Here is a 24,123-nt window from a genome sequence, read left to right as displayed (position 1 = left end):
CAGAGACACGCCGCAGGCAACGCCGCCTTCGGCCGCCGCCACCCCCGTACCCCCCGCGCCAGCAACCACGCGGTCGCCTCCTCCGGAGGCATCGCCGCGGCCACGAGCCACCCCTGCACCGCGTCACACCTGAGATCCCTGAGCCGCTCCCACGTCTCGTCGTCCTCGACGCCCTCCGCGACGACCAGCAGCCCGAGCGAGTGCGCGAGGTCGACGGTGCACCGCACGATCTCGGCGTCCTCGGTGTCCACCGCGAGCCTGGCCACGAACGAGCGGTCGATCTTCAGCTCGCTCACCGGCAGCCGCCGCAGGTGCACCAGCGACGAGTACCCGGTCCCGAAGTCGTCGAGCGACATCTTCACGCCGTGCGCGGTCAGCGCGGCCAGGGTGTCCGCGGCCCGCTGCGGGTCCTCCAGCAGCACGTGTTCCGTGATCTCCAACTGGAGCGCCCCCGCGGGGACCCCGTGCCGGGCGAGCCTCGCGGCCACCGATCCGGCGAACCCGGGTGTGTGCACGTCCCGGGGCGACACGTTGACGGCGACCGGGACCCGAAGCCCCTGCGCCCGCCAGCGCGCCACCTGGGCGAGCGCCGCCTCCAGTACGTACTCGGTCAGGTGCGGCATCAGACCTGACGACTCGGCGATGGCTATGAACTCGTCCGGCGGTACCTTCCCGCGCTCGGGATGCACCCACCGCACGAGCGCCTCAAGGCCGGCGACCTGTCCGTCGAACCGCACCTTCGGCTGGTAGTGCAGCTCTACGTCCCCCGCGTCGAGCGCCCGCCGCAGATCCCCCAGAAGACCGAGCCGGTCGGGAGTGTTGGAGTCCCGCTTGGACTCGTAGACCTCCACCCCCGTACGGTCCCTCTTCGCCTGGTACATCGCGACGTCCGCCCGCCGCAGCAGCCCCTCCGCGTCCAGCGCGTGGTCGGGGAAGACGGCGAGTCCGGCGCTGGCCTCAAGGACGAGCGTCAGCCCGTCGAGGTCGAGCGGCGATCCGAGCGCGGTCACCAGACCCCGGGCGACCCGCGTCGCGGAGGTCGTCGAGTCGGCGACGGGCAGCAGCACGGCGAACTCGTCCCCGCCGAGCCGCGCGGCCTCCGCACCGCGCGGCAGAGCGACGCGCAGCCGGTCCGCTATCTGCAACAGCAACCGGTCCCCCGCGAGATGCCCCAGCGTGTCATTCACCGACCTGAAGCGGTCCAGGTCGATCAGCATCAGAGCGGAACGCGCACCGATTCGCTCGGCGTCGTCCAGTGCCCGCCAGGTGCGTTCGAGCAGCCACTGCCGGTTGGGCAGTCCCGTGAGGGGATCACGCAGTTGCTCCTCGGCCCGGGCACGCGCTATCCAGAGCGTGGAGTCCAGAGCGATGAGCGGCACGGCGAAGAGCGGCAGGAGCACGGGGAGGGCGATCGCGACGACACAGATCAGCGGGGCGATACCGAGCAGCGCGACGGCGACAAGACCATGCCTGACCAGGGCCGTACGGGCCACGGTCGGCAGTCCTGCCGTACGGGGCGCGTGGAGGTACCAGAGCAGCGCGCGGCTCACGGCGAGATACGCCCCGGCCACCAACACCACCTGCGGCACGCTGTAAACAGTCCAGGTCTCCGGTTTCCAGGGCGTCTCGACGGACGGCGCCCGTCCGAACGCGGCCAGCATCAGCGCCCCGGCACCGATGCCGATGATGTCCACCGCGCCGTGCACGATGCCCTGGCGCCAGCGGTGGCGGCGGGCTATGCCGACGAGCACGACGACGGTGAGGCTGACCATCCCGGCCGGCACCCATCCGTACAGCAGCAGGACGGCGAGGGTCAGGGCCGCTCCCGAGCCCGTGCCGCCCCACCAGCGGGAACGGCCGAGCGCGACCAGATGGCCGACGATGACACCGACCAGGACGGCCAGCGCCCAGCCGACGGAGCCGGACGGAAAGAGCGCGTGGCTGCCGCTGAAGGCATGGTAGAAACCCGCTCCCAGCACGAAGCCGGCGCACACGACGACCACCACCGGCAGCCCGGGCCAGGACATCCGCCGCTCGGCCTCCTGACCAGGCATTTGTGAGTAGGGTCCGGGGGCGGCGGTGCGGCGGCCGGAGCCGCGCCCGTCCGCCACGACGGGCCCCCCGGCGGTGTATCCCGGTGCCCCGGACCGCTGCGCGGGCCTGGCTCCTCCGAGGCCCGCCCCGAATTCCCGGCTTCGCTCCAGCAAGGGGTGCCCCCATCGCCGTACACCGGTCATCCAGCGCGGGCGCAGCCGTGAGTCCGGGGCGGCGCTCTCGGTCGGTTCCATTCCCGTCCCTCTCACAGCCGGCGGTGCCCACGCCACGCGGCCCCGTGCACGGCTAGTCCATCAACGGCACCGCGTCTGAAGACCTTTCCCCGGCTCCTGAAGAGCAAGGGAATGCCCCCACCGCAGCTGGGCACGGCAGGCGCACACCTCAACAGTAGGCCGCAGAAGGCTTCTACGGGCAGCGGTCGTCTACGGTTGCCCGAATACGACCCGGCCACCCGTATGCATCTGGTATGCGCCGAACGGGTGGTCTTCAACCGCTACTCCTCGGCCGGAAGCGCGACTTCGGCCGCTGCTTCCGGTCCTTGTTCGAGCAGCACGGCGAAACCATCTTCGTTCAGAACGGGCACCTTGAGCTGCATGGCCTTGTCGAACTTCGAACCAGGATTGTCACCCACAACAACAAAAGACGTCTTCTTCGAAACAGCACCGGTCACTTTCGCGCCCCTGCTCTGCAGTGCCTCCTTCGCCCCGTCGCGGGTGTGACGGTCCAAAGTGCCGGTCACGACGACGGTGAGCCCTTCGAGCGGGCGGGGCCCCTCGTCCTCGCCGGAGCTCTCCTCCTCCATGCGGACGCCGGCGGCCTTCCACTTGCGCAGGATCTCCTGGTGCCAGTCCACCGTGAACCACTGCTTCAGCGAGGCGGCGATGGTGGGCCCAACGCCCTCGACGGCGGCGAGTTCCTCCTCCGTGGCCTGCTCGATGCGGTCGATCGAGCGGAACTCACGGGCCAGTGCCTCGGCCGCGACCGGGCCCACGTGACGGATGGACAGGCCGGTGATGATGCGGGCCAGCGGGCGCTCCTTGGCCGCGGCGATGTTCTCCAGCATCGCGACCGCGTTCTTCCTGGGGGCGCCCTCCTGGTTGGCGAAGACCGTGGCGATCTTCTCCTCGCCCGTCTTCGGGTCCCGCTTGGGGAGCCCGCTGTCCTGGTCGAGAACGTACGCCTTGATGGGCAGCAGGCGCTCGATGGTGAGGTCGAAGAGGTCGCCCTCGTCCCCCAGGGGCGGCTCGGACGGCTCCAGCGGCTTGGTGAGCGCGGCGGCGGCCACGTATCCGAAGTTCTCGATGTCCAGGGACTTGCGGCCCCCGAGGTAGAAGAGGCGCTCGCGCAACTGGGCGGGGCAGGCGCGGCCGTTGGGACAGCGCAGGTCGATGTCCCCCTCCTTGGCGGGCGCCAGCGGTGTGCCGCACTCGGGGCACTCGGCGGGCATCTCGAACTCCCGCTCGCTGCCGTCGCGCAGGTCGACGACCGGTCCGAGGATCTCCGGGATGACGTCGCCGGCCTTGCGCAGCACCACCGTGTCGCCGATGAGGACGCCCTTGGCCTTGACCACGTCCTGGTTGTGCAGCGTCGCGAACTCGACCTCGGAGCCGGCCACCGTGACGGGCTCCACCTGCGCGTACGGAGTCACACGGCCCGTGCGGCCCACGCCCACCCGGATGTTGATCAGCTTGGTGTTGACCTCCTCCGGCGCGTACTTCCACGCGATCGCCCAGCGGGGCGCGCGGGAGGTCGAGCCGAGGCGGCCCTGGAGGGGGATCTCGTCGAGCTTGACGACGACGCCGTCGATCTCGTGCTCCACGGAGTGGCGGTTCTCTCCGTAGCGGGCGATGAACTCCCGCACCCCGTCGAGTCCTTCGACGACCTCCCCGTAGCGGGTCGTCGGCAGGCCCCACTCGCGCAGCAGCCCGTACGCGTGCGAGAGGCAGTCGATGTCGAAACCCTCCCGCGTGCCGATGCCGTGCACCACCATGTGCAGCGGGCGGGTCGCCGTGACGCGGGAGTCCTTCTGGCGCAGTGAACCCGCCGCCGCGTTGCGCGGGTTGGCGAAGGGCTTGTCGCCGGCCTCCACCAGGCGGGCGTTGAGCTCCTGGAACTTCTCCATCGGGAAGTAGACCTCGCCGCGGATCTCCACGAGGTCGGGGATGCGCTCGCCGTGGAGACGGTCCGGGATCTCCGCGATCGTGCGGACGTTGGGCGTGATGTCCTCGCCCGTGCGGCCGTCGCCGCGGGTCGCCGCGCGTGTGAGGCGCCCGTGCTCGTAGGTGAGGTTGACCGCGAGGCCGTCGACCTTCAGCTCGCACAGGAAGTGGTACGCGGACGTGCCGACCTCCTTGGCGACGCGGTCGGCCCAGGCGGCCAGCTCCTCGTCGTCGAAGGCGTTGTCCAGGGAGAGCATGCGCTCACGGTGCTGGACGGCCGTGAAGGTCGTGAAATCAGCCGCGTCCGCCCCCGAGACCTTCTGGGTCGGCGAGTCCGGGGTGCGCAGCTCGGGATACTCGTCCTCCAGGGCCTCCAGCGTGCGCAGGAGCTTGTCGAAGTCCGCGTCGCTGACGACCGGCGCGTCCTTCCTGTAGTACCGGAAGCGGTGCTCCTCGATCTGCTCGGCGAGCTGCGCGTGCTTCTCCCGTGCCTCGCTGGGCGCGGGCCCCGCAGCCGCCGCAGCGGCCGGGGCGGTCTGTGCGTCGTTGTCGCCGGCCACCGTGTCGTCCTCCCGTTACTCTGAATGCTCTCGACTCTGACTACTCTGGGTTGTCCGCGAGTGATCTCGCCGCCCGGACGCAGTGGGCGAGCGCCCTGCGCGCGTACTCGGGGGAGGCGCCCGCGAGTCCGCACGACGGGGTGAGGGTGACCGCGTCCGTGAGAAGCCCCGGACTCAGCCCCAGCCTGCGCCACAGCGTCCTGACACCCATGACGCTACCGGCAGGGTCTGACAACGGGCCGTCCGTGCCCGGCACGACACCGGCGAGGAGCCTGGTGCCTCCTTCTACTGCTTCCCCGATCGCGTCGTCGTCACGCTCGGTGAGGAGTGCGAAGTCGAAGGAGACGGCCGCCGCCCCGGCCCGACGCAGCAGTGCGAACGGCACGTCGGGGGCGCAGGAGTGCACGACGACGGGGCTGCCTTCCTGTACGCCGATGACGTCCCGCAGGGTGGCCTCGGCGACCTGCCGGTCCACGGCCCGGTGGGTGCGGTAGCCGCTCGCGGACCGCACCTGGCCGCGCAGGACGCCGATCAGCGAGGGCTCGTCGAGCTGCAGGACGACCTCGGCGCCGGGCACGCGGCGCCGTACGTCGGCGAGGTGCTCGCGCAGGCCCTCGGCGAGCGATCCGGCGAGGTCGCGGCAGGCTCCGGGGTCGGAGAGCGCCACCTCGCCGTTGCGCAGCTCCAGGGCGGCCGCGAGGGTCCAGGGGCCGACCGCCTGCACCTTCAGCGGTCCCTCGTAGCCCTGGGTGAACTCCTCCAGGGCGTCGACGTCTTCGCCGAGCCAGGACCTGGCCCGCTTGGTGTCCCGGCCCGGCCGGTCCCCGAGACGCCAGCCGCTGGGCTCCACGCGCGCGTACAGCTCGGCGAGCATCCCGGCTGTTCGGCCGATCATGTCCGCGCCGGGTCCGCGGGCGGGCAGTTCCGCCAGGAACGGCATGCCGGACTCCGGGCCTTCGAAGGTCCCGGCCACGGACTTGGCGGCCTCCCGGGCGTCCCCGCCCGGCATCGACCCGATGCCGGTGGCGGGGCCGGGCCTGAACTCGCTGTTTTCGCTCACCGGGGCAGCCTACGGAATCGCCGGGCCGGGCATCGACAGGCTTCCGTACGGCGGCCCGCGCGGGGCCTGTGGCTGTGACGGGGGCCGTGAGGGTGACCCGCTTGGGCGCCCGCGCGACGGCCGGTCAGCGCCCCGGGCGTACCGTCAGGTCGTTGACCTCGGCGTCCCTCGGCAGGTCCAGCGCCATGACGATGGTCGTCGCGACGGACTCGGGGTCGATCCACTTCGAGGGGTCGTACTCCTTGCCCTCCTGCCGGTGGACCTTGGCCTGCATGGGGCTCGTGGTGCGGCCGGGGTAGACGGAGGTGACGCGGACGCCGTTCGCGTGCTCCTCGTGGCGCAGCGAGTCGGCGAGTGCCTTCAGGCCGTGCTTGGACGCGGCGTACGCGGACCATTCATGACCGGCGTTCAGTCCGGAGCCGGAGTTGACGAAGACCACGTGGCCCTGGGCGAGCCGGAGCTGGGGCAGGAAGTGGCGGGTCAGCTCGGCGGGCGAGACCAGATTGACGTTGAGCTGGTGGTGCCAGGTCTTGGGGGTGAGGTCACCGACCCGGCCGAGGTCGACGACGCCCGCGATGTGCAGGAGCGAGTCCACCCGGTCGGGCAGCGTCTGGTGGGAGAACGCCCAGGAGAGCCGGTCCGGGTCCGCGAGGTCGCCGACGAGGGTCCGGGCCCCGGGGAACTCGGCGGCCAGCTCCTTGGCGCGGCCCGCGTCGCGCGCGTGCAGCACGAGGTCGTCCCCGCGCGCGTGGAGGCGGCGCGCGACGGCCGCGCCGATGCCGGAGCCGGCCCCGGTGATCACATGAGTAGCCATGCCGTCATGTTCCCAGCACCCGGGCGTCAGCTTCCGCCCCGTCCTCTCACTGCGTGCCGAGGCTCTCCTCCAGGTAGGCGAGCGCCCCCACGGCCTCCTCCGCGAAGAAGACCAGATCGGTGAGCGGCACGGGCAGGAAGCCTTCGTCCTCCATGCGCCGGAACTGCTTCTTGAGGCCGTCGTAGAAGCCCGCGGTGTTGAGCAGGACGACCGGTTTGTCGGTGTGCCCGTGCTTCTTCAGTTCCAGGATGTCCGTGGCCTCGTCGAGCGTGCCCGTCCCGCCGACCATGATGACGACGGCGTCGGCCTTCTCCAGGAGCAGCGCCTTGCGCTCGGCGAGGTCCCGGGCGACGACCATCTCGTCGGCGCCCTTGCGTGCCTTGGCGACGAGGAACTCGACGGAGACGCCCACCAGCCGCCCGCCCGCCTCCTGCACCCCGTCGGCGACGACCTTCATGAGCCCGACGTCGGAACCGCCCCACACCAGCGTGTGCCCGCCCTTGCCGAGCAGTTCGGCGAACTCGCGGGCGGGCCGGGTGTATCTCTCGTCGAGGTCGGCGGCGGAGAGGAAGACACAGATGTTCATGGCTCCACGCTAGGACAGTCTCACCACCGGAACGGCCCGAGGCGCGAAATTGGCCCCGCAGCGGGGAAGAACCCGACAGCATCCCGCGCTGTACCGGACAGAACCTCAAGCCGGACAGAACCTCAAAACCGCAGCACCGTTACCCGAGGAGAGCGAGAAGCCGTGACCGCAGGCCACCGCATCACCGTCGAGCAGGGCACCGAGCACGTCCGCGTCGTCCACGGGGGGCAGGTGCTCGCGGAGAGCACGCGGCCCCTGTTGCTGCACGAGACGGGGCTGCCCGTGCGTTACTACCTCCCCCCGGAGGACGTCCGCGTGGATCTGCTGACCACGTCGGACACCAGCACCCACTGCCCCTTCAAGGGCGACGCGTCCTACTGGTCGCTCCCGGACGCCCCCGACCTCGTCTGGGCATACCCGGACCCGAAGCCGGAGGTCGCCGAGATCAAGGACCACTTCTGCTTCTACGAGGTGGAGACCGTCCCTGCGAGTTGACCACACCCGTTGACACCATGCGCTGACACCAGTTCATGCCACCGGACCATGCCACCACACCTGACTGCTAACGTGGTGGCATGTCTGTGCTGACGCTCCGCATTCCGGATGAACTCGATCCGTCGATAAAGGCCGCAGCCAAAGCCGCCGGACTCTCGCTCAACGCGTACATCGTGCGCTCGGTCCGACGGCAGTCGGTCATCGACGCCGCACAGCAGCTCGCGGCGCTCGGACTCGGCGACGACCTGTGCGGGGACGGGGACTCGCTGTGAAGCGGGGAGAAGTCTGGACGCTCGACGACGGGCGGAACGTGCTGGTCATTTCACTCGACGGGCTGGAGGGTGCGTACGGCGCGGTGCTCGCGATCGTGCTGCACCCCGCCGGCCGGTTCCCGGACACCGCGATGTCCGTGACGATCGAGGAACCGTTGCCCTGCACCGCGGTGGCGGTCAACATTCAGCAGTTGAGGACCACCCGCTTCGAGGAGGCGAAGCCGCACGGCTCCGTCGACCCGGCGACCATGGAGCGGGTGGACCAGGCGCTCCGAGCGGTCCTCGACCTTTGACTTGCTCCTCGGGCTGAAGTCCGAGGATTCTGGCCTTCTCGATCGTTTCGGGCGGTCGACGGAACCGGAGGCCGGGGCAGCCTGGCCCGCCTCTTCGGGCACCCATCGTGCCCCGAGGCTTCCTGACCGGGCACCGGTACGACGTTTAACGTCCGAGAGTGAGCCTTTGGACTTCTCTGGAACCCGCCTCCGCGACTGTGGACCCGGGTGGCAGTACGACTGTACGGCTGCGTCTGCGCAACACCGGTGACGTGGTGGACGAGTACCGCTTCGAGGCGGTCGGTCCTCTCGCGCCGTGGGCGGTGGTGGAGCCGCAGCTGCTGCGGTTGTATCCGGGGACGACGGGCTCGGTGGATCTGACGTTCTCTCCGCCGCGGACCCCGGACGCGACGGCGGGTCCCAACGCGTACGCGGTGCGGATCACGCCGACCGAGCATCCGGAGGCGACGACGGTCCCGGAGGGCAACCTCACGATCACCCCCTTCACGGAGGTGCGGGCCGAGTTGGTGCCACCGACCGTGAAGGGACGTTTCCGCGGGCGTCCGAAGCTGGCCGTGGACAACCTCGGCAACACGAAGGTCACCGCCTCCGTCAGCGGAAGCGACAACGGCGACCAGCTGTCGTACGACATCCACCCGTCCAACGTGCAGATCGAGCCGGGCCGTGCGGCGTTCGTGAAGACGACGCTGAAGCCGCAGCAGATCATCTGGTTCGGCTCGAAGGAGTCCCGGCCGTACACCCTGGCCGTCCAGCGGTCCGGAGTGACACCCCTGGACGTCGAAGGCACGTACATCCAGCGGGGCTTCCTGCCGCGCTGGCTGGCCACCTTCCTCGGCATCTTCATGGCGCTCGCGATCACGTTCGTGATGCTGTGGATCGCCTACAAGCCGCAGGTCCGCAGCGCCGCCACCGAAAAGCTGGAACAGGCAGGCATCAGCACCCTGGCGCCCTCCCCCTCACTGTCCCCCGAAGCACCGAAGGCGCCCTCCTCCGACGCCGCAGCCCCCTCGATCCCGGCCGCGGACGAGTCGAAAGCCGCGGGCGGAGGCGGGGCAGGGGGCGGCGGTTCCAAGAAGGAGGAGACCAAGGCTCCGGAGAAGACCGCGGCGACCGCCGTCAAGAAACTCGCCGCGCAGGACCCGGGCGGGCGGCACATCTGCTACCGGGCCTTCGTGTCGGGCAAGGGCTGGACGGACGCGGCGTGCGACGGACAGACGGCCGGCACCGTGGGCCAGGAGACGCCGCTCAAGGCCGTCAACATCGCCGTGTCCGGCACCAAGGGCACGACCAGCCGCGCCTACGTCCCCAACCCCGGGTCGGCCGACGACGAGGGGCACTACCCCGACCCGTTCTCGAACGCCGCCGACGGCATCGACAACTACGTCGGCAGCACCAAGAAGGACGCCCCGAATCTGCTGGGGTTCAGCATCAGCGTCGACGGCGGCGCCGGCAACGTCTGCCAGAACGCCCATGTCCACGTAGACGCCTGGCTCGGCCTGCAATGCGACGAGCCAGGCGCCGGGTACGCCTTCACCTACGCCGGCGCCCACAAGAACGACTCCTGGATCGAGGCGTTCCAACTCACGGTGGCCTGAACCCTGAACCGTTGACCGGCAGCCCGTTCACCGGCAAGTGCGGGCCGCCCGCGCACAGTTCGCGGGCGGGTCTCCTCGTCGGGGCGCCCTCAATCAGGACGCGCTCGGCCTGTACGTGACTGAGGACGTACTCTCACCCTTCCTCAAGGAGAGGGGCGTCCTGCCGCTGGATATCCGAAGACTGCTGTTTGTCCTTCGGGGTTCTCCGCCTGAGCCATGTCGCTGCGGTCAGCAGGAATGTAGTGCCGGTGGCGATGAGGACAACGGTGTCGGGAGTTGTGACGGTGAGGAGGAGGCCAGTGGCGGCAGCGCTGAGGCCGTAGCCGATGCCGCTGCCGGCGTACAGGACGGAGTAGCCGACGGGGTGAAGGTCGGCGGGCAGTTGTTCGCGGAGGGTGAGGTTACGGGTGATCAGTACGGCTGCCTGCAGGAGACCGGTGAGAGCGAGAAGAGCGGCGATCACGGTCCAGGCGGAGGCGAGTGCGGTGGCGGCGACGCCCACGATCATGAGGACGAGCAGAAGGGTGCTCTGACGTTGCACACTGCCGGGCCAGGTGCGCGCGCCGTAGACGAGGCCGCCGAGGATACTCGCGAGGGCGAAGCCGGTGAGGATCGGGCCGCTGTAGGTGACGGGCAGCTCCCGGTACTGGAGCAGGGCGGGCAGCGTGAGTTCGATGCTGGCCAGCAGGTACATGGCGGCGATGCTGGTCAGGTAGACGGGCCAGGCTGTCAGGGCTTGCTTGAGCGGGGCGCGCTGTCCGTCGTCCGTGGCGCCGGTTTTGTCGGGCAGCAGCCACAGCGCGGCGGTGGCGGCGCACGTGGCGAGCGCGGCGAGGAGGAACGGGGTCTGCGGGGAGAACTGGAGCGCGAGTACGGACACCAGGGCCGGTGAGGCGGCCCAGGCAGCCATGTTGAGCGTGGACTCCAGGCTCAGGGCGGCGTGAAGACGCTTCCTGGGTGCGAGGTCCTCTGCCATGGTGCGCAGTGCGCCGGGTGCGGCGGCTGCGGCGGCGCCGGCGATCGCGGCGAGGATCACGGCGAGCACGGTGCCGGGGGTGGGAAGGAAAGCGAGCAGGGCGAAGGCGACGGCGGACAGTCCGAGTCCGACGGCGATCTCTCGACGGTAGGGGCGCGTGCGCAGGCGCATGCTGAGAAGCGGGGCGCCTGCCGCTTCCGCGATGGCGTACGCGGCGGCCATCGCGGCGCCGCCGCTGTATCCGGCGTCCGTACCACGCCCGTAGAAGAGGAAGGCGAGCGGCGCCATCGCCACCGGCAGGCGGCTGGCCGTGACGACCGCGGCCCAGATCGAGACGTGCTTGGTGAACAGGCCGCGGTACGCCACGCGTAGGGATCCCTAACTGTCGTACTGGACCAGGAGACCGGTCAGTTGGTCTTCGAGGTCGCTGGCTTCATCGTGGTTGTGCGCCAGGACTACGTACTCGATGTTGCCGGTGGCGGCGGTGTCGTCGGAGGCGATGACGATGCCATGACCGTGCCGGGAATCCCATGCGAGCCCGTGTTCTCGCATGGCGCGCAGAAGACGGGCGAGCGCGGGTGCCCGCACGTTGAACCTGCTGATCAGGACATGGCTGTCCGTCCAGTCCGGGCCGACAAGAGTCTTGGCGATGTGATGCAGGTGGGTACTGCCGCCCAGACGCGCGTTCACCTCGTTGAACCATACGTTGCCGGCCTGGTCGATCACGGCGTCGATGCTGGCCAGACCGCGATAGCCCAGGCTCTGCAGGAAGCGGGCCATCCGCAGGGCCTCGCTGGTGAAGTGCTCCCACGCCGGTCCGGGCACGCTCCGGGGCGGCAGTGCGAGTCCGGCGAGGACCGGCGGATGCCGGTCGGTACGGAGCTGCCCTCCGTTGAGTACGACAGCTTCGCCGTGTTCGGGGCAGTCCACCTCGACGTACACGGACGTGCAGTCCGGGTGGAACACCTCCAGGACGATCTCTCCCTGCGGCGCATGGGTGGTGGTCAACCCGGCTTCCTTGAGCACCTGTTCGTCATCGGCCGGATCGCCGAGGACGATCGTGCGCTGGGCTCCTGTGCCTTCCAGGTCCGGGTCGGTGGTGATCACGGTGTTGCCGTGGCCGCCGACGGCGCGGTCGCGTTTGAGGATGACGGCCGGGTGTGCGGCCAGGAGCCGATGCAGCGTGCGCAGCAGATCCTCAGTGGTGCGGCACGGTATGCCGTCGGGGACGGCGAACCCGGCCCCCGCGGCCAGGGCACGGAAGACGACCTTACTGTTGAGCAGTTCCGCACCGCCTTCCGCGACGAACCGTGATCCGGTGACGAGGCCGAGCTCACGCGCGAACACCTCGGCGCCCCGGTCGTGGATGTACGGACAGAACTCCCAGTCAGGAGTGACCAGTTCCCTCAGACGGCCGAGGATCTCCTTGGAGTGAAGCAAGTCCTGGGTGAGCAGGTCCGCGTCCGGCGCGATCACATGGATGAGGGCCGGGGAGATACCCGTGTGCTGGGCGACGTGATGCAGGAAGTCGTCAGGCACCGGTCGTGGCAGGACGAGGGCGTCGCCGTCGCGCATCAGCCACACCAGGCGCTTCATCGCGAACAGGATGCCGTCGAAGTCATTCTGCGTGAGCAGGTCCATGCGGTCGACCATGTGCTCGGTGCAGGCGTTGCCGAGCCAGAGGCAGGGCATCAGAACTCGGCCTTTCCGCCGATAGCGTCCAAGTACCACACCTGCAGGAACCCGTTGTCGTCGACGCGGGCATTGTCGGGAAGCTGCCAGCCGGGGACCCAGGACATCCTCTCCTCGTACCGGTAGGCGGTCTGTATCAGCATCCGGTTGTGCTCGTCCCGGCCGATGATCGACCCTTCGTACAGCGGCACCTTGCCGACATCCGTCATCAGCGTGAAGTGGGGGCGTACGCGGCCGGACGTCAGCCCCGACGCTCCCAGCCGGCGGTGCAGTTCGAGGCCCTCCTCGACGGACGTGCGATGGTGGTCCATGCCGCGGATCGGGACGCAGTGGAACAGGTAGTGCGCCTCGATTCCCATGGAGCGCAGCTCATCGAAGAGCCCGACGAGGGTGTCGAGGCCATCGTTGAGCCCGCGCAGCAGGACCGTCTGGTCGTAGATGCGTGCCCCGGCCTCCTGGAGCACCGTGTACGCCTCCCTGACCTCGGGAAACAGCTCGCCTTTGTGGTTGATGTGCGTGGCGATCTCGACCCGGAACGTCGAACGGCGTCGCAGTGCGTGCTGCATACGGGCATCGACCCGACGCGGGTCCTGGAGGGGCACCCTGGTAGCGATGCGCACGATCTCGACCTGGGGTGCGTGTTCTTCCAGCGCGTCCAGCAGCCATTCGATCCGGTCGACCAGGATCAGCGGGTCGCCCCCGGTGACGAGCACTTCACGAACATCCTGGTTCTCCGGAGCCGTCCCGCAGTAGCGGGCAATGAGTTCCAGATCCTCACGGGAGAGCGTAGCGGTGTCGTACTGGCCGCGGATGCACCAGCGGCAGTGGGCTGCACAGATCGTTGTGGGCTCGACCAGCAGGGTCCGCCGGTACAACTTCTCGACGCCACGCACTTCACGCCCCTCGAAGAGGGTGCTCATCTCCGACTGGTAGTGACGGGCGACCTCGAAGGTCTGCTCGACAGCCTCGGAAGGGTCAACGGCGTACTGGATGTCGAGGAACGGGAGCGATCCACCGGCTTCCTCCATCTTCTTGCGTAAGTACGGGGAGATCTTCTCGGCGAAGACGCCGTTCTTGGCTCCGGCCATGGTTGTAGGGCCTGTCCTCTCAGGATCGCTGAATGGGAAAGGGCGCCTCGCCGTTGGTCAAGGGCAAGACGTGCAGGCCCACTGAACCGGATTGGGTGTCCCGGTTCGGCAGCCTGATGGTGCGGCAATCACCGCGCAGTATCAGGTTGATGACCGGAAGTTACCGGCGGCCCATCAGAACACACGTCCGATGCATCAGATATGGCGTAGCTCATGTTTTGTGGCGTTGAGGAGTTGAATGCAAGCAATAAGTGGCCGAGTGGGGCATTCGGACTGCCCAGACCCGGTTAAGCGTCCGGTCAGTAGGCCCGCAGCCGCCTCGCCGTCGCTTGCACGAGTTCAGTTCTGCCCCGACTCGGCACCGCAACCGCGCTGTTCAGAGCCGATTGGCAGCAACACGGGTTTTCGCAGGGCATCTTGGAAGAGCCAACGGCACGCATTTATCCGATTGCTCTGTGTATGACCCCACGGGTGGTTCGACTGCCGTCGCGATGACCTTGCCACGCCGCGCCTGAGCCACTCGCTCAGCAGATTGGACATCCCGGAGGCGTTGGCGCCGAAGACGCTGTCGTCGGGACGGGCGAGGTACCCGTCCTTCACGTGCTCGTACGTGGCCATGCGGAAATGACCGTGCGGATGCTCCGCGACAGCAGCCCATGACGGCCGTGGCGCCGCAGCCACCCCCGGACGATCAGACGGCCACGGCAGCCGTTCGCCGCGTCGTCGCGATCGTCGCCGAGCCCACCACGCGTGTGTCGTCGTACAGGACGATCGCCTGGCCGGGAGCCACACCCCGGACCGGCTCCGTGAAGGAGACCTCCAGCTGGCCGTCCACCAGCTCGGCCCGTACCTCGGTCTCGCCGCCGTGGGCGCGGAGTTGGGCGGTGTACGTGCCGGGGGCCGTCGGGGCCGCGCCGCACCAGCGCGGCTTGATCGCCGTCAGGGCGGAGACGTCCAGGGCGGCCACCGGGCCCACCGTCACCGTGTTGTCCACCGGCGAGATGTCGAGGACGTACCTCGGCTTGCCGTCCGGGGCCGGGGTGCCGATGCGCAGGCCCTTGCGCTGGCCGATCGTGAAGCCGTACGCGCCCTCGTGGCTGCCGACGACCGCGCCGGACTCGTCGACGATGTCGCCCTCCGCCTTGCCGAGACGGTTCGACAGGAAGCCCTGGGTGTCGCCGTCGGCGATGAAGCAGATGTCGTGCGAGTCCGGCTTCTTGGCGACGGCCAGGCCCCGGCGCTCGGCCTCCACGCGGATCTCGCCCTTGGTGGTGAGCGTGTCGCCGAGCGGGAACATCGCGTGCGCGAGCTGGCGGTCGTCCAGCACTCCGAGGACGTACGACTGGTCCTTGGCCATGTCGGAGGCGCGGTGCAGCTCGCGTGTGCCGTCCTCGTTCACCAGGACCTTGGCGTAGTGGCCCGTGCAGACCGCGTCGAAGCCGAGGGCGATCGCCTTGTCGAGCAGCGCCGCGAACTTGATCTTCTCGTTGCAGCGCAGGCACGGGTTCGGGGTGCGGCCCGCCTCGTACTCGGCGACGAAGTCGTCCACCACGTCCTCGCGGAACCGCTCGGCGAGGTCCCACACGTAGAACGGGATGCCGATGACGTCCGCGGCACGGCGGGCGTCGCGGGAGTCCTCGATGGTGCAACAGCCGCGCGCGCCCGTGCGGAACGATTGGGGATTCGCCGAGAGGGCGAGGTGCACACCGGTCACGTCGTGTCCGGCTTCCGCGGCACGGGCGGCGGCGACGGCGGAATCCACGCCACCGGACATGGCGGCCAGTACGCGGAGGGGGCGGGGGCGCTGCTGCGAGATCTCAGTCATAACCCTTCCAGAGTACGGGTTCCTCGGGAACCGAAGCTCACGGATATCCGTTCTTGCAGGCATGGGGGAGACGACGAACGACTCGGACCAGCTCGGCGGTGACTCGGACCGGCCCGGCGGTGACTCCGACCGGCGCATCGGGCGCCGCGCGCTGCTCATCGGCGGGGCCGCCGCCGCTGTGGGCACCGCCGCGCTGGCCGCGGACGAGTTGAGGCGCCTGTGGTGGCGGCTGCCGAGCGTGGACAAGCCGCGCGACGAGGGTGAGGTCGACTTCGGGGGTGCGCGCTGGGTGGCGGCGTCCTCGGCGAACTGGCGGCGGGCGGACCGGCCGGACGACTTCGTCATAGACCGCGTGATCATCCATGTCACGCAGGGCAGCTACGACAGCGCGGTGCAGGTCTTCCAGGACCCCGGCCACGGCGCCGCCGCGCACTACGTCGTCAGCCAGGGCGGCCGTATCACGCAGATGATCCGCGAGCTGGACGTGGCGTTCCACGCGGGCAACCGCGAGTACAACGAGCGCAGCGTCGGCATCGAGCACGAGGGCTTCGTCGACCGCCCCGAGGACTTCACGGACGCGATGTACGAGGCCTCGGCCCGCCTCACGGCCGGGATATGCGCCCGGTACGACTTTCCCGTCGACCGGAAGCACATCATCGGCCACGTCGAGGTGCCGGGCACGGACCACACCGATCCCGGTCCGCACTGGGACTGGGACCGGTACATACGCCTGGTGCGCAAGGCCGCGAAGCAGGCCGCCACCCGGTCGGCCGACCCGTCCACGCGCAGCGCGTAGGCATCCCGGGAGGCGCTCAGCTGAGTCCGGCCGTCCGGGCCCGTTCCACCGCCGGGCCGATCGCCTTCGCGACCGCCTCGACGTCCGCCTCCGTCGAGGTGTGGCCGAGGGAGAAGCGCAGGGTGCCACGGGCCAGGTCGGCATCGGTGCCGGTGGCCAGGAGGACGTGGCTGGGCTGCGCCACACCCGCCGTGCATGCGGAGCCCGTCGAGCACTCGATGCCCTGCGCGTCCAGCAGCAGGAGCAGCGAGTCGCCCTCGCAGCCGGGGAACGTGAAGTGGGCGTTCGCCGGAAGACGGCCCCCTTCCGCCGGGTCGCCGCCGAGGATCGCTTCGGGCGCGGCCTTGCGTACCGCGTCGACCAGGTCGTCGCGCAGCCGGCCGATCTCGTGGGCGAACCGCTCCCGCTGCTCGGCGGCGACCCGGCCCGCCACGGCGAACGCGGCGACGGCGGGTACGTCCAGGGTGCCGGAGCGCACGTGCCGCTCCTGGCCACCACCGTGCAGAACCGGTACGGGGCTGTACTCGCGGCCGAGCAGCAGCGCCCCGATGCCGTACGGGCCGCCGATCTTGTGGCCCGAGACGGTCATCGCGGCGAGCCCCGAGGCGCCGAAGTCGACGGGGATCTGCCCGAAGGCCTGGACCGCGTCGGCATGCAGCGGAATCCCGAACTCCGCTGCCACGTCCGCCAGTTCGCGGATCGGCATGACGGTACCGATCTCGTTGTTCGCCCACATGACGGTCGCGAGGGCGACGTCGTCGGGGTTGCGGACGATGGCCTCGCGCAGGGCCTCGGGGTGGACGCGGCCGTACCGGTCGACCGGCAGGTACTCGACCGTGGCGCCCTCGTGCTCGCCGAGCCAGTGGACGGCGTCGAGGACGGCGTGGTGTTCGACGGGGCTGGTCAGGACACGGGTGCGGGCCGGGTCGGCGTCGCGGCGGGACCAGTACAGGCCCTTCACGGCGAGGTTGTCGGCCTCGGTGCCGCCGGAGGTGAGAACCACCTCGCTGGGGCGGGCGCCCAGGGATTCCGCCAGGGTCTCGCGGGCTTCCTCGACCGTCCGGCGGGCGCGGCGGCCGGCGGCGTGCAGAGAGGAGGCGTTCCCGGTGACGGCGAAATGAGCGGTCATTGCCTCGACCGCCTCCGGGAGCATGGGGGTGGTCGCGGCGTGGTCGAGGTATGCCATGGTAAGCCCGATTCTAGGGCCTACCGGAGGGTGACTCCGCCGGGCGGGGGTGCCTTGACCGAGAGGCGAGGTCCCTTGGCGGGAACAATGGGCTCGGTTGCTCGACCGGTGCCGGGGCCGGGCCCCGCCGACCGGGCGGCAGCCGGAGTCCCGTCCGGGCGGCGCCCGTCTCAGAAGCTCCAGGACAAGGTGCTGTCCGCCGACATGAAGGCGGCCAGGACCAGGAGGTCGGCGACGCCCAGACCGAGCCCGAGGAAGGCGCGTCCGCGGCGGGTGGTGCCCCGGAAGAGGGCCGTCGAGGCGAGGACGACGGAGAGGGGGCCGAGGACGATGTTGAGGGCGAGCAGGCCGACGAGGCCGAGGACGAACGACGCGACGGCCATACCGTCGGCGTCACGGGCGGCGCTCCGGCGCCGCGGGGCGGCGGTGGTGAGTTCCATGTGTCTGCTCCCAGCAGGAAGTCGTACGCGGACGGGTGGGGTGGGGCTGCGTCAGCCGGAGGTCTGAGTCGGAGGTTTCAGCCAGAGGTCTCACGGCGTCGGCCGTGGCGCTCGCGGATCGCGAAGACGGCCAGCCAGACGCCGATGACCACGGCGGCGACGACGGTGAAGGAGAGCGGTGCGTGGGCCACGGTGCCCAGCACGACGCCCAGCAGCAGAAGTGCTGCGACGAGGAACAGCATGAGATGCCTCCCGTGGAAGTCCGGACTCGATACTTCGGGTGCGGTTTCGTTTTCGGTGAACGATTGTAGGTACAGTCGTTCACTGACTTCCAGCGTAGCGCGTCCGGCGGCTTTCCAATTACGGAGAACAGTTGTTAACTGCATGGCATGAGTCACAGTCTCGGCGTCCGGCAGGCCCAGAAGCAGAAGACCCGACAGGCGTTCCTGGACGCCGCGTTGGGCCTGCTGGAGGAGCAGAGCCTCAGCAGCCTGGGCCTTCGTGAGGTCACCCGAGCCGTCGGTGTCGCCCCGACCGCCTTCTACCGGCACTTCCACTCGACCGCGGATCTCGGCGTCGCCCTGGTCGAGGAGGCGCTGGGCAGCCTGCACCCGATGATCTCGGGAACGGTGTCCGCGTCCGGCGATCCCGGCCACACCCACGACGACAGCGACGAACGCATAGACCGTGCCGTCGCGCTGATCGCCCGTCACGTGCGCGGCCACCCGGCGCACATCCGGTTCGTCGCCCGCGAGCGCAACGGCGGTGTGCAGAAGGTCCGGGCGGCGATCGCCGAGCAGATGGACCGGTTCGCCGAGGAGGTGCGGGCCGAACTGGCCAAGCAGCCCGAGTCGGCCGGCTGGAGCGACGACGATCTGCTGATGCTCGCCGGGCTGTACGTCGATCAGATGCTGGTGACCGCCAGCGCCTTCCTGGAGGCGGCCCCGGAGGAAGAGGACCAGGTGGCCCGGGTGGCCAAACGCCGGATGCGGCTCATCAGCATCGGCCGCCGGCACTGGCTGGGCTGACGCCCGGCCGGCCTCTCGCGCCCACCCGGCGGCGGTAGCGGTCGCGGTCAGTCGAGCCGCACGCGCGCCAGTTGGCGGGACTGTGCGACGAGCCGGTCCGCGCTGTCCCAGACCTCGGCGTCCTCCTCCAGGAAACCGCCGGCGAGGTTGCGCGTGGTGACGGCGACCCGCAGCGGGCCCGGCGCCGGGCGCGAGCGCACGTGCACGGTCAGCTCGACGGTGGGCACCCAGCCGGACAGGCCGAGTTCGAAGGCGGTCGGCGGCAGCGCGTCCACCGCGAGGAGCAGCGAGAGCGGGTCCGCGTCGCGGCCGTCGGCGAGGCCGAACCAGGCCCGCATCTCCCCCTTGCCGGACGGCGATCCGAGGGCCCAGCCGAGCGTGCCGGGGTCGAGCTTGAGCATCAGCCGGTCGGCGATGGCGGAGACGCCGGGGACCGGTTCGGGGCTGTCCTCGGGTCCGAAGCACTGGTCGACCGGCGGGATCGCGGGCGGCTTCGCGCTCGTACGGACGTCGTCGGGCAGGCCGTCGAGGTCCCCGTACGAGGCGAGGACGCGGATGCGCTCCGTCTCGCGGCCCTCGTCGTCGTACTGGAACAGGGACGCCTGGCCGGTGGAGAGGGTGCGCCCGGCGCCTACGACGTCGGTACGTACGACCGCCGGGCCGGGCCGGGACGCCGTCAGGTAGTGCGCGGAGATCGTGAACGGGTCGGGGTGCGGCAGGGCGTCCGCGAGCGCGCGGCCGAGGACGGCGAGGAGGTAGCCGCCGTTGAGGGCGTTGCCGATCGTCCACCCGGCCGACAGGTCGATGTCGTAGACACCGGGAACGCTGGGGTCGCCGGGGGCGTCCGGCTCGCGTCGGGTGACCGCGGTGTCGCGGTCGAACTCGCTGTCGCCGATCCTGGCCTGTGTCGCGTGCGCGGAAGCTGCTTCTGGCATGCCTGCACGGTACAACAGGCAATTACTAAGCAGTAGCTTTTTGTGTTTCCTTCACATGAAGCAAGGGTCGGCGTGCAGCACCGGCTCAGTCCGGTACCTCCGCCGCCGTCGAGCGCCGGTGCCACGCCCGGGGCGCGCGCCAGTGGTACCGCATCGCCAGCAGCCGCAGCGCGAACGCGGCGAGGGCGGCGAGCGTCGAGGTGGCGGGGTTCAGCGCGTCGTAGTGGATGCACAGGACGACCGTCGAGGCGCCGACCAGGGCCGGCACGGCGTACAGGTCGCGGTCCCAGCGCAGCAGCGACGGCACCTCGTTGGCGAGGACGTCCCGCAGCACGCCGCCGCCGACGGCCGTCGCCAGACCGAGGGTCACGGAGGCGGTGAGGCCAAGCCCGTACTCGTACGCCTTCGTGGTGCCCGCGACGCAGAAGAGGCCGAGGCCCGCCGCGTCGAAGACGTTCACGCCGAGCTGGATCCGCTCCACCTCCGGGTGCAGGAAGAACACGAGCAGGGCGGCGAGGAGCGGGGTGAGGAAGTACCCCAGGTCCGTGAAGGCCGCCGGTGGCACGGCTCCGATGACCAGGTCACGGAAGAGCCCGCCGCCCAGCGCGGTGACCTCCGCGAGGACGGCGATGCCGAAGACGTCGAAGTTCTTGCGGACGGCCAGCAGCGCGCCGGAGATGGCGAAGAAGAAGATGCCGACCAGATCGAGTGTGTGCTGCACGGAAGGGGTGAAGAGTTGCTGGAACACCTCTATATTGTCACCCAACAGCGAGCCCCCGCCTTACATTACAAGGCGGGGGCTCGGTATTGCTTGCTGTTACTTACTTCTCCTTGGCCGGAGAGTCACCGGAGTCACCGGAGTCACCAGCGTCGCCTTCCGAGGTGGCCTCGGCGGGTGCCGGAGCGACCGTCTCGGCGACCTCCGCCGCGACCGCCGCCGACGTCTCCGCGGACTCCGCGAGGACCTCGTCGGCCACCAGCTCCGCCGCCCGCTTCGCGACGGTCAGCAGCACGGTGTCCTGCGGGGCCTGGTCCGCGAAGTTCTCGGGGTGGTGGCAGGCGACCTGCTGACCGGGCTTCAGCTCCAGGAGCGGCGGCTCGGTGGTCGTGCAGATCTGCGTGGCCTTCCAGCACCGCGTGTGGAAGCGGCATCCGCTCGGCGGCGAGATCGGCGAGGGCACGTCTCCCTGGAGCAGGATGCGCTCGCTCTTGGCCGACTTGCGCCGCGGGTCCGGGATCGGCACCGCCGACATCAGAGCCTTGGTGTACGGGTGCATCGGCGCCTTGTAGAGCGAGTCGCGGTCGGCCAGCTCCACGATCTTGCCGAGGTACATCACGGCGATACGGTCCGAGACATGGCGTACGACGGACAGGTCGTGCGCGATGATCACGTACGTGAGGCCGAGCTCCTGCTGGAGGTCGTCCAGCAGGTTCACCACCTGCGCCTGGATCGACACGTCGAGCGCGGAGACCGGCTCGTCCGCCACGACCATCTTCGGGTTGAGTGCGAGCGCGCGGGCGATGCCGATGCGCTGGCGCTGGCCGCCGGAGAACTCGTGCGGGTAGCGGTTGTAGTGCTCGGGGTTGAGGCCGACCACCGAAAGGAGTCGCTGGACCTCCTTCTTGATGCCGCCCTCGGGCATGACGCCCTGGAGCTTGAAGGGGGCGCTGACGATCGTGCCGATGGTGTGGCGCGGGTTCAGCGACGAGTAGGGGTCCTGGAAGATCATCTGGACGTCACGGCGCATCGGGCGCATCGCGCTCACCCCGAGGTGCGTGATGTCCTTGCCCTCGAACTCCACCGTGCCCGCGGTCGGTTCGAGCAGCCGCGTGATCAGCCGGCCCATCGTCGACTTGCCGCAGCCGGACTCGCCCACGACACCCAGGGTCTCGCCGGACTTGACCTCGAAGTCGAGGCCGTCGACCGCCCGCACCGCGCCGACCTGCCGCTGGAGCAGGCCCTTGCGGATCGGGAAGTGCTTCTGCAGCCCCGTCACCTTCAGGAGCGTCTCACCGGGAGCGGCGTCCTTGGTGAGGGTCGCGCCGCCACTCTGCGCGGAAGGGGTCACTGCTTTGTCCTCGCTCACAGCTTGGGCGCAATCTCTTCGGTCCAGATCCGGTCCCGCTGCTCCTGCGTCATGTGGCAGGCGGCCCAGTGCTGGCTGCCGACCTGGGCCAGCTCGGGGCGGACCGTGCGGGTGACGTTGTCCTTGGGGACGTCCGCGTACGAGCAGCGCGGGTTGAAGGCGCAGCCCGACGGCAGGTTGATCAGCGAGGGCGGGGAGCCCTTGACCGGGATCAGCCGCTCGGTCTGCTCACGGTCGAGCCGCGGCATGGAACCCAGCAGACCCCAGGTGTAGGGGTGCTTGGGCTCGTAGAAGACCTTCTCGGCCGGACCGCGCTCGATGCAGCGGCCGCCGTACATCACCAGGATGTCGTCGGAGAGTTCGGCGACGACGCCCAGGTCGTGGGTGATGACGATGACCGCGGAGCCGAACTCCTTCTGCAGGTCCCGGATGAGGTCGAGGATCTGCGCCTGGACGGTCACGTCCAGGGCGGTCGTCGGCTCGTCCGCGATCAGCAGCTCGGGGTTGTTGACCAGCGACATCGCGATCATCGCGCGCTGGCGCATACCGCCCGAGAACTCGTGCGGGTAGCTGTCGACGCGCTTGTCCGGCTGCGGGATGCCCACCCGGTCGAGCATCTCGACGGCCCGCCTGCGGGCCACCTTCTTGGTGACCTTGTGGTGGATCTGGTAGGCCTCCACGATCTGCTGGCCGATCGTGTAGTACGGGTGCAGCGCGGACAGCGGGTCCTGGAAGATCATCGCCATCTCGCGGCCACGCAGCTTGCGCACGTAGTCCGGGTCGGCGGAGAGCAGTTCCGTGCCGTCCAGCCAGATCTCACCGGAGATCTGGGCCTTGCGCTTGCCGTACTGGCCGGCCGTGTGCAGGCCCATGATGCCGAGCGAGGTCACCGACTTGCCCGAACCCGACTCGCCCACGATGCCGAGGGTCTTGCCCTTCTCCAGCGAGAAGCTGAGCCCGTCGACGGACTTGACCAGCCCGTCGTCGGTCGGGAAGTGCACCTTCAGGTCGCGGACTTCGAGGAAGGCGGAGGGCGTGGACGAGTCCTTGACGGGCTCACCCACCGCGGCTCCGCTCTTGCTGAGTTCGGTCATGAGAGCCTCACTCGGGGGTCGATCACGGCGTACAGGAGGTCCACCAGAAGGTTCGCGACGATCACCGCGAGCGAGGTGATCAGCGTGACACCCAGGATGACGGGCAGGTCCTGGTTGCGGATCGCCGAAAGCACCGCCTGGCCGAGGCCGGGGAGGCTGAAAGCGGTCTCGGTGAGGATCGCGCCGCCGATGAGGGCGCCGAAGTCCATGCCGAACATGGTGAGGATCGGCGTCATCGTGGAGCGCATGGCGTGCTTGCCGATGACGACGGGTTCCGTGAGGCCCTTGGCGCGGGCGGTACGGATGTAGTCCTCGCCCAGGACCTCCAGCATGGTGGCTCTGGTGATCCGGGCGTACATCGCCGCGTAGAGGAAGGCGAGGGTGACCCAGGGCAGGATCATGCCGCCGAGCCAGCCGGTGAAGCTGTCCGCCAGGGGCACGTACTGGCCGTCCATCCACTTCAGGCCGTAGACGAAGGCCGACAGGGACAGCATGGCGGTGAAGTAGATGGGGAGCGAGACACCGCTGAGCGCCACGATCATCGCGCCGCGGTCCCACAGGCTGCCGCGCTTGAGCGCGGAGAGCACACCCGCTCCGACACCGACGATGAGCCACAGTACGGCGGCACCGAGCGCGAGAGCCAGGGTCACTGGGAAGCGGTCGGTGAGCACCGGCCAGATGGCCTGCTCGCTGCGGAAGGAGTAGCCGAAGCAGGGAGCCGCGCACTGGGTGACGTCGCCGCCGGCCGCGTAGGTGCGGCCCGCGAAAATGCCTTTGAAGAACTCCCAGACCTGGACGAAGATCGGATCAGCCAGACCGAGCTTCTGCCGCACGGCCTCGATGGCCGCGGGGTCGGCCTGCTTGCCCACGAAGGCCGCTGCCGGGTCGACCCCCGCCCACTTGGGGACGAGGAAGAAGATGCAGAAGACCACCAGAATGATGACCACCAGCATCACTGCGGCGGCGAAGAGCCGCCTGATGAGGTATGCGAGCACTGCTCTCGGCCCGGCGGCGGTGCCGCGGGCCACCGGAGGTCTTCCGGTGGCCCGCGGGTCACGCCGCGCCGGCCTTCACCTGCCTTTCGTGC

The 24,123-nt window shown here is 69.7% G+C and carries 23 protein-coding genes; 6 read left to right on the top strand and 17 right to left on the bottom strand.

Features of this window, described 5'->3' with window-relative positions:
- From AOK01_RS01835 to AOK01_RS01815, 5 genes are all read right to left on the bottom strand, one after another.
- A partial coding sequence (locus tag AOK01_RS01835) for a putative bifunctional diguanylate cyclase/phosphodiesterase (protein ID WP_055507654.1) occupies positions 1-2,288 on the bottom strand: 2,288 nt, incomplete at its 3' end.
- A gap of 260 nt (positions 2,289-2,548) precedes the next feature.
- Complete coding sequence (gene ligA, locus AOK01_RS01830) at positions 2,549-4,774, bottom strand: NAD-dependent DNA ligase LigA (RefSeq protein ID WP_055507634.1); 2,226 nt, start codon at positions 4,772-4,774, stop codon at positions 2,549-2,551.
- 40 nt (positions 4,775-4,814) lie between these two features.
- The gene (locus AOK01_RS01825; RefSeq protein ID WP_055507653.1) at positions 4,815-5,783 is read right to left on the bottom strand and encodes a methionine synthase; all 969 of its coding nucleotides are present in this window, start codon (positions 5,781-5,783) and stop codon (positions 4,815-4,817) included.
- Positions 5,784-5,958: 175 nt separating this feature from the next.
- Positions 5,959-6,648, bottom strand: a complete 690-nt coding sequence (locus AOK01_RS01820) for an SDR family oxidoreductase (RefSeq protein WP_055507633.1) — start codon at positions 6,646-6,648, stop codon at positions 5,959-5,961.
- 46 nt (positions 6,649-6,694) lie between these two features.
- The gene (locus tag AOK01_RS01815) at positions 6,695-7,234 is read right to left on the bottom strand and encodes an LOG family protein (protein ID WP_055507631.1); all 540 of its coding nucleotides are present in this window, start codon (positions 7,232-7,234) and stop codon (positions 6,695-6,697) included.
- A 162-nt stretch (positions 7,235-7,396) separates the two neighbouring features.
- Here AOK01_RS01815 and AOK01_RS01810 point away from each other — a divergent pair, with 162 nt between their 5' ends.
- The 4 genes from AOK01_RS01810 (at position 7,397) to AOK01_RS01795 (ending at position 9,889) form a co-directional block, all read left to right on the top strand.
- Entirely contained in the window at positions 7,397-7,729 is a 333-nt protein-coding gene (locus AOK01_RS01810) for a DUF427 domain-containing protein (RefSeq protein WP_055507629.1), read from the top strand.
- 80 nt (positions 7,730-7,809) lie between these two features.
- Positions 7,810-8,001 (top strand): toxin-antitoxin system HicB family antitoxin, encoded by a 192-nt coding sequence (locus AOK01_RS01805; RefSeq protein ID WP_055507627.1) that lies wholly within the window; start codon positions 7,810-7,812, stop codon positions 7,999-8,001.
- Positions 7,998-8,294: a type II toxin-antitoxin system PemK/MazF family toxin gene (locus tag AOK01_RS01800; protein ID WP_055507625.1), complete on the top strand. Its 297-nt coding sequence runs from the start codon at positions 7,998-8,000 to the stop codon at positions 8,292-8,294. Before AOK01_RS01805 ends, AOK01_RS01800 begins: the two co-directional genes overlap by 4 nt.
- A gap of 158 nt (positions 8,295-8,452) precedes the next feature.
- Positions 8,453-9,889, top strand: a complete 1,437-nt coding sequence (locus AOK01_RS01795; protein WP_055507623.1) for a hydrolase — start codon at positions 8,453-8,455, stop codon at positions 9,887-9,889.
- A 133-nt stretch (positions 9,890-10,022) separates the two neighbouring features.
- Here AOK01_RS01795 and AOK01_RS01790 read toward each other — a convergent pair whose 3' ends face one another.
- The 4 genes from AOK01_RS01790 to mnmA form a co-directional block, all read right to left on the bottom strand.
- Positions 10,023-11,231 (bottom strand): MFS transporter, encoded by a 1,209-nt coding sequence (locus AOK01_RS01790; RefSeq protein WP_055507621.1) that lies wholly within the window; start codon positions 11,229-11,231, stop codon positions 10,023-10,025.
- A 12-nt stretch (positions 11,232-11,243) separates the two neighbouring features.
- Entirely contained in the window at positions 11,244-12,557 is a 1,314-nt protein-coding gene (locus AOK01_RS01785; RefSeq protein WP_055507619.1) for a preATP grasp domain-containing protein, read from the bottom strand.
- Positions 12,557-13,645: a radical SAM protein gene (locus AOK01_RS01780; protein WP_055507617.1), complete on the bottom strand. Its 1,089-nt coding sequence runs from the start codon at positions 13,643-13,645 to the stop codon at positions 12,557-12,559. The genes AOK01_RS01785 and AOK01_RS01780 overlap by 1 nt, the downstream gene beginning before the upstream one ends.
- A gap of 691 nt (positions 13,646-14,336) precedes the next feature.
- Positions 14,337-15,470 (bottom strand): tRNA 2-thiouridine(34) synthase MnmA, encoded by a 1,134-nt coding sequence (gene mnmA / locus AOK01_RS01775; RefSeq protein ID WP_055507615.1) that lies wholly within the window; start codon positions 15,468-15,470, stop codon positions 14,337-14,339.
- 61 nt (positions 15,471-15,531) lie between these two features.
- On the opposite strand from mnmA, the gene AOK01_RS01770 reads away from it, so the two are divergent.
- On the top strand, positions 15,532-16,266 hold the full coding sequence (locus tag AOK01_RS01770) for an N-acetylmuramoyl-L-alanine amidase (protein WP_055507613.1): 735 nt from the start codon (positions 15,532-15,534) through the stop codon (positions 16,264-16,266).
- 16 nt (positions 16,267-16,282) lie between these two features.
- Here AOK01_RS01770 and AOK01_RS01765 read toward each other — a convergent pair whose 3' ends face one another.
- From AOK01_RS01765 to AOK01_RS42350, 3 genes are all read right to left on the bottom strand, one after another.
- Positions 16,283-17,452 (bottom strand): cysteine desulfurase family protein, encoded by a 1,170-nt coding sequence (locus AOK01_RS01765; RefSeq protein WP_055507611.1) that lies wholly within the window; start codon positions 17,450-17,452, stop codon positions 16,283-16,285.
- Between the two features lie 170 nt (positions 17,453-17,622).
- Positions 17,623-17,892: a hypothetical protein gene (locus AOK01_RS01760; protein ID WP_055507609.1), complete on the bottom strand. Its 270-nt coding sequence runs from the start codon at positions 17,890-17,892 to the stop codon at positions 17,623-17,625.
- A 77-nt stretch (positions 17,893-17,969) separates the two neighbouring features.
- Positions 17,970-18,134, bottom strand: a complete 165-nt coding sequence (locus AOK01_RS42350) for a hypothetical protein (protein WP_107099703.1) — start codon at positions 18,132-18,134, stop codon at positions 17,970-17,972.
- Positions 18,135-18,281: 147 nt separating this feature from the next.
- Here AOK01_RS42350 and AOK01_RS01755 point away from each other — a divergent pair, with 147 nt between their 5' ends.
- Positions 18,282-18,920, top strand: a complete 639-nt coding sequence (locus tag AOK01_RS01755; protein ID WP_055507607.1) for a TetR family transcriptional regulator — start codon at positions 18,282-18,284, stop codon at positions 18,918-18,920.
- A 47-nt stretch (positions 18,921-18,967) separates the two neighbouring features.
- Here AOK01_RS01755 and AOK01_RS01750 read toward each other — a convergent pair whose 3' ends face one another.
- From AOK01_RS01750 to AOK01_RS01730, 5 genes are all read right to left on the bottom strand, one after another.
- The gene (locus AOK01_RS01750; RefSeq protein ID WP_055507651.1) at positions 18,968-19,855 is read right to left on the bottom strand and encodes a thioesterase family protein; all 888 of its coding nucleotides are present in this window, start codon (positions 19,853-19,855) and stop codon (positions 18,968-18,970) included.
- 85 nt (positions 19,856-19,940) lie between these two features.
- Positions 19,941-20,603, bottom strand: a complete 663-nt coding sequence (locus AOK01_RS01745; RefSeq protein ID WP_055507605.1) for a trimeric intracellular cation channel family protein — start codon at positions 20,601-20,603, stop codon at positions 19,941-19,943.
- Between the two features lie 73 nt (positions 20,604-20,676).
- The gene (locus AOK01_RS01740) at positions 20,677-21,924 is read right to left on the bottom strand and encodes an ABC transporter ATP-binding protein (protein WP_055507604.1); all 1,248 of its coding nucleotides are present in this window, start codon (positions 21,922-21,924) and stop codon (positions 20,677-20,679) included.
- 14 nt (positions 21,925-21,938) lie between these two features.
- Positions 21,939-23,036: an ABC transporter ATP-binding protein gene (locus tag AOK01_RS01735; protein WP_055507602.1), complete on the bottom strand. Its 1,098-nt coding sequence runs from the start codon at positions 23,034-23,036 to the stop codon at positions 21,939-21,941.
- Positions 23,033-24,031 (bottom strand): ABC transporter permease, encoded by a 999-nt coding sequence (locus AOK01_RS01730; RefSeq protein ID WP_055507649.1) that lies wholly within the window; start codon positions 24,029-24,031, stop codon positions 23,033-23,035. Before AOK01_RS01730 ends, AOK01_RS01735 begins: the two co-directional genes overlap by 4 nt.
- Between the last annotated feature and the right edge of the window lie 92 nt (positions 24,032-24,123).

This window comes from Streptomyces aurantiacus (assembly GCF_001418335.1).
Lineage (GTDB): Bacteria > Actinomycetota > Actinomycetes > Streptomycetales > Streptomycetaceae > Streptomyces > Streptomyces aurantiacus.
This window is presented reverse-complemented; position numbering and strand designations above follow the sequence as displayed.

Coding starts and splice junctions, on each gene's coding strand:
- AOK01_RS01805 (WP_055507627.1), top strand. CDS start 7,810: ATGTCTGTGCTGACGCTCCGCATTCCGGATGAACTCGATCCGTCGATA.
- mnmA (WP_055507615.1), bottom strand. CDS start 15,470: ATGACTGAGATCTCGCAGCAGCGCCCCCGCCCCCTCCGCGTACTGGCC.
- AOK01_RS01825 (WP_055507653.1), bottom strand. CDS start 5,783: ATGCCGGGCGGGGACGCCCGGGAGGCCGCCAAGTCCGTGGCCGGGACC.
- AOK01_RS01765 (WP_055507611.1), bottom strand. CDS start 17,452: ATGGCATACCTCGACCACGCCGCGACCACCCCCATGCTCCCGGAGGCG.
- AOK01_RS01785 (WP_055507619.1), bottom strand. CDS start 12,557: ATGCCCTGCCTCTGGCTCGGCAACGCCTGCACCGAGCACATGGTCGAC.
- AOK01_RS42350 (WP_107099703.1), bottom strand. CDS start 18,134: ATGCTGTTCCTCGTCGCAGCACTTCTGCTGCTGGGCGTCGTGCTGGGC.
- AOK01_RS01735 (WP_055507602.1), bottom strand. CDS start 23,036: ATGACCGAACTCAGCAAGAGCGGAGCCGCGGTGGGTGAGCCCGTCAAG.
- AOK01_RS01750 (WP_055507651.1), bottom strand. CDS start 19,855: ATGCCAGAAGCAGCTTCCGCGCACGCGACACAGGCCAGGATCGGCGAC.
- AOK01_RS01760 (WP_055507609.1), bottom strand. CDS start 17,892: ATGGAACTCACCACCGCCGCCCCGCGGCGCCGGAGCGCCGCCCGTGAC.
- AOK01_RS01770 (WP_055507613.1), top strand. CDS start 15,532: ATGGGGGAGACGACGAACGACTCGGACCAGCTCGGCGGTGACTCGGAC.
- AOK01_RS01780 (WP_055507617.1), bottom strand. CDS start 13,645: ATGGCCGGAGCCAAGAACGGCGTCTTCGCCGAGAAGATCTCCCCGTAC.
- AOK01_RS01755 (WP_055507607.1), top strand. CDS start 18,282: ATGAGTCACAGTCTCGGCGTCCGGCAGGCCCAGAAGCAGAAGACCCGA.
- AOK01_RS01820 (WP_055507633.1), bottom strand. CDS start 6,648: ATGGCTACTCATGTGATCACCGGGGCCGGCTCCGGCATCGGCGCGGCC.
- AOK01_RS01815 (WP_055507631.1), bottom strand. CDS start 7,234: ATGAACATCTGTGTCTTCCTCTCCGCCGCCGACCTCGACGAGAGATAC.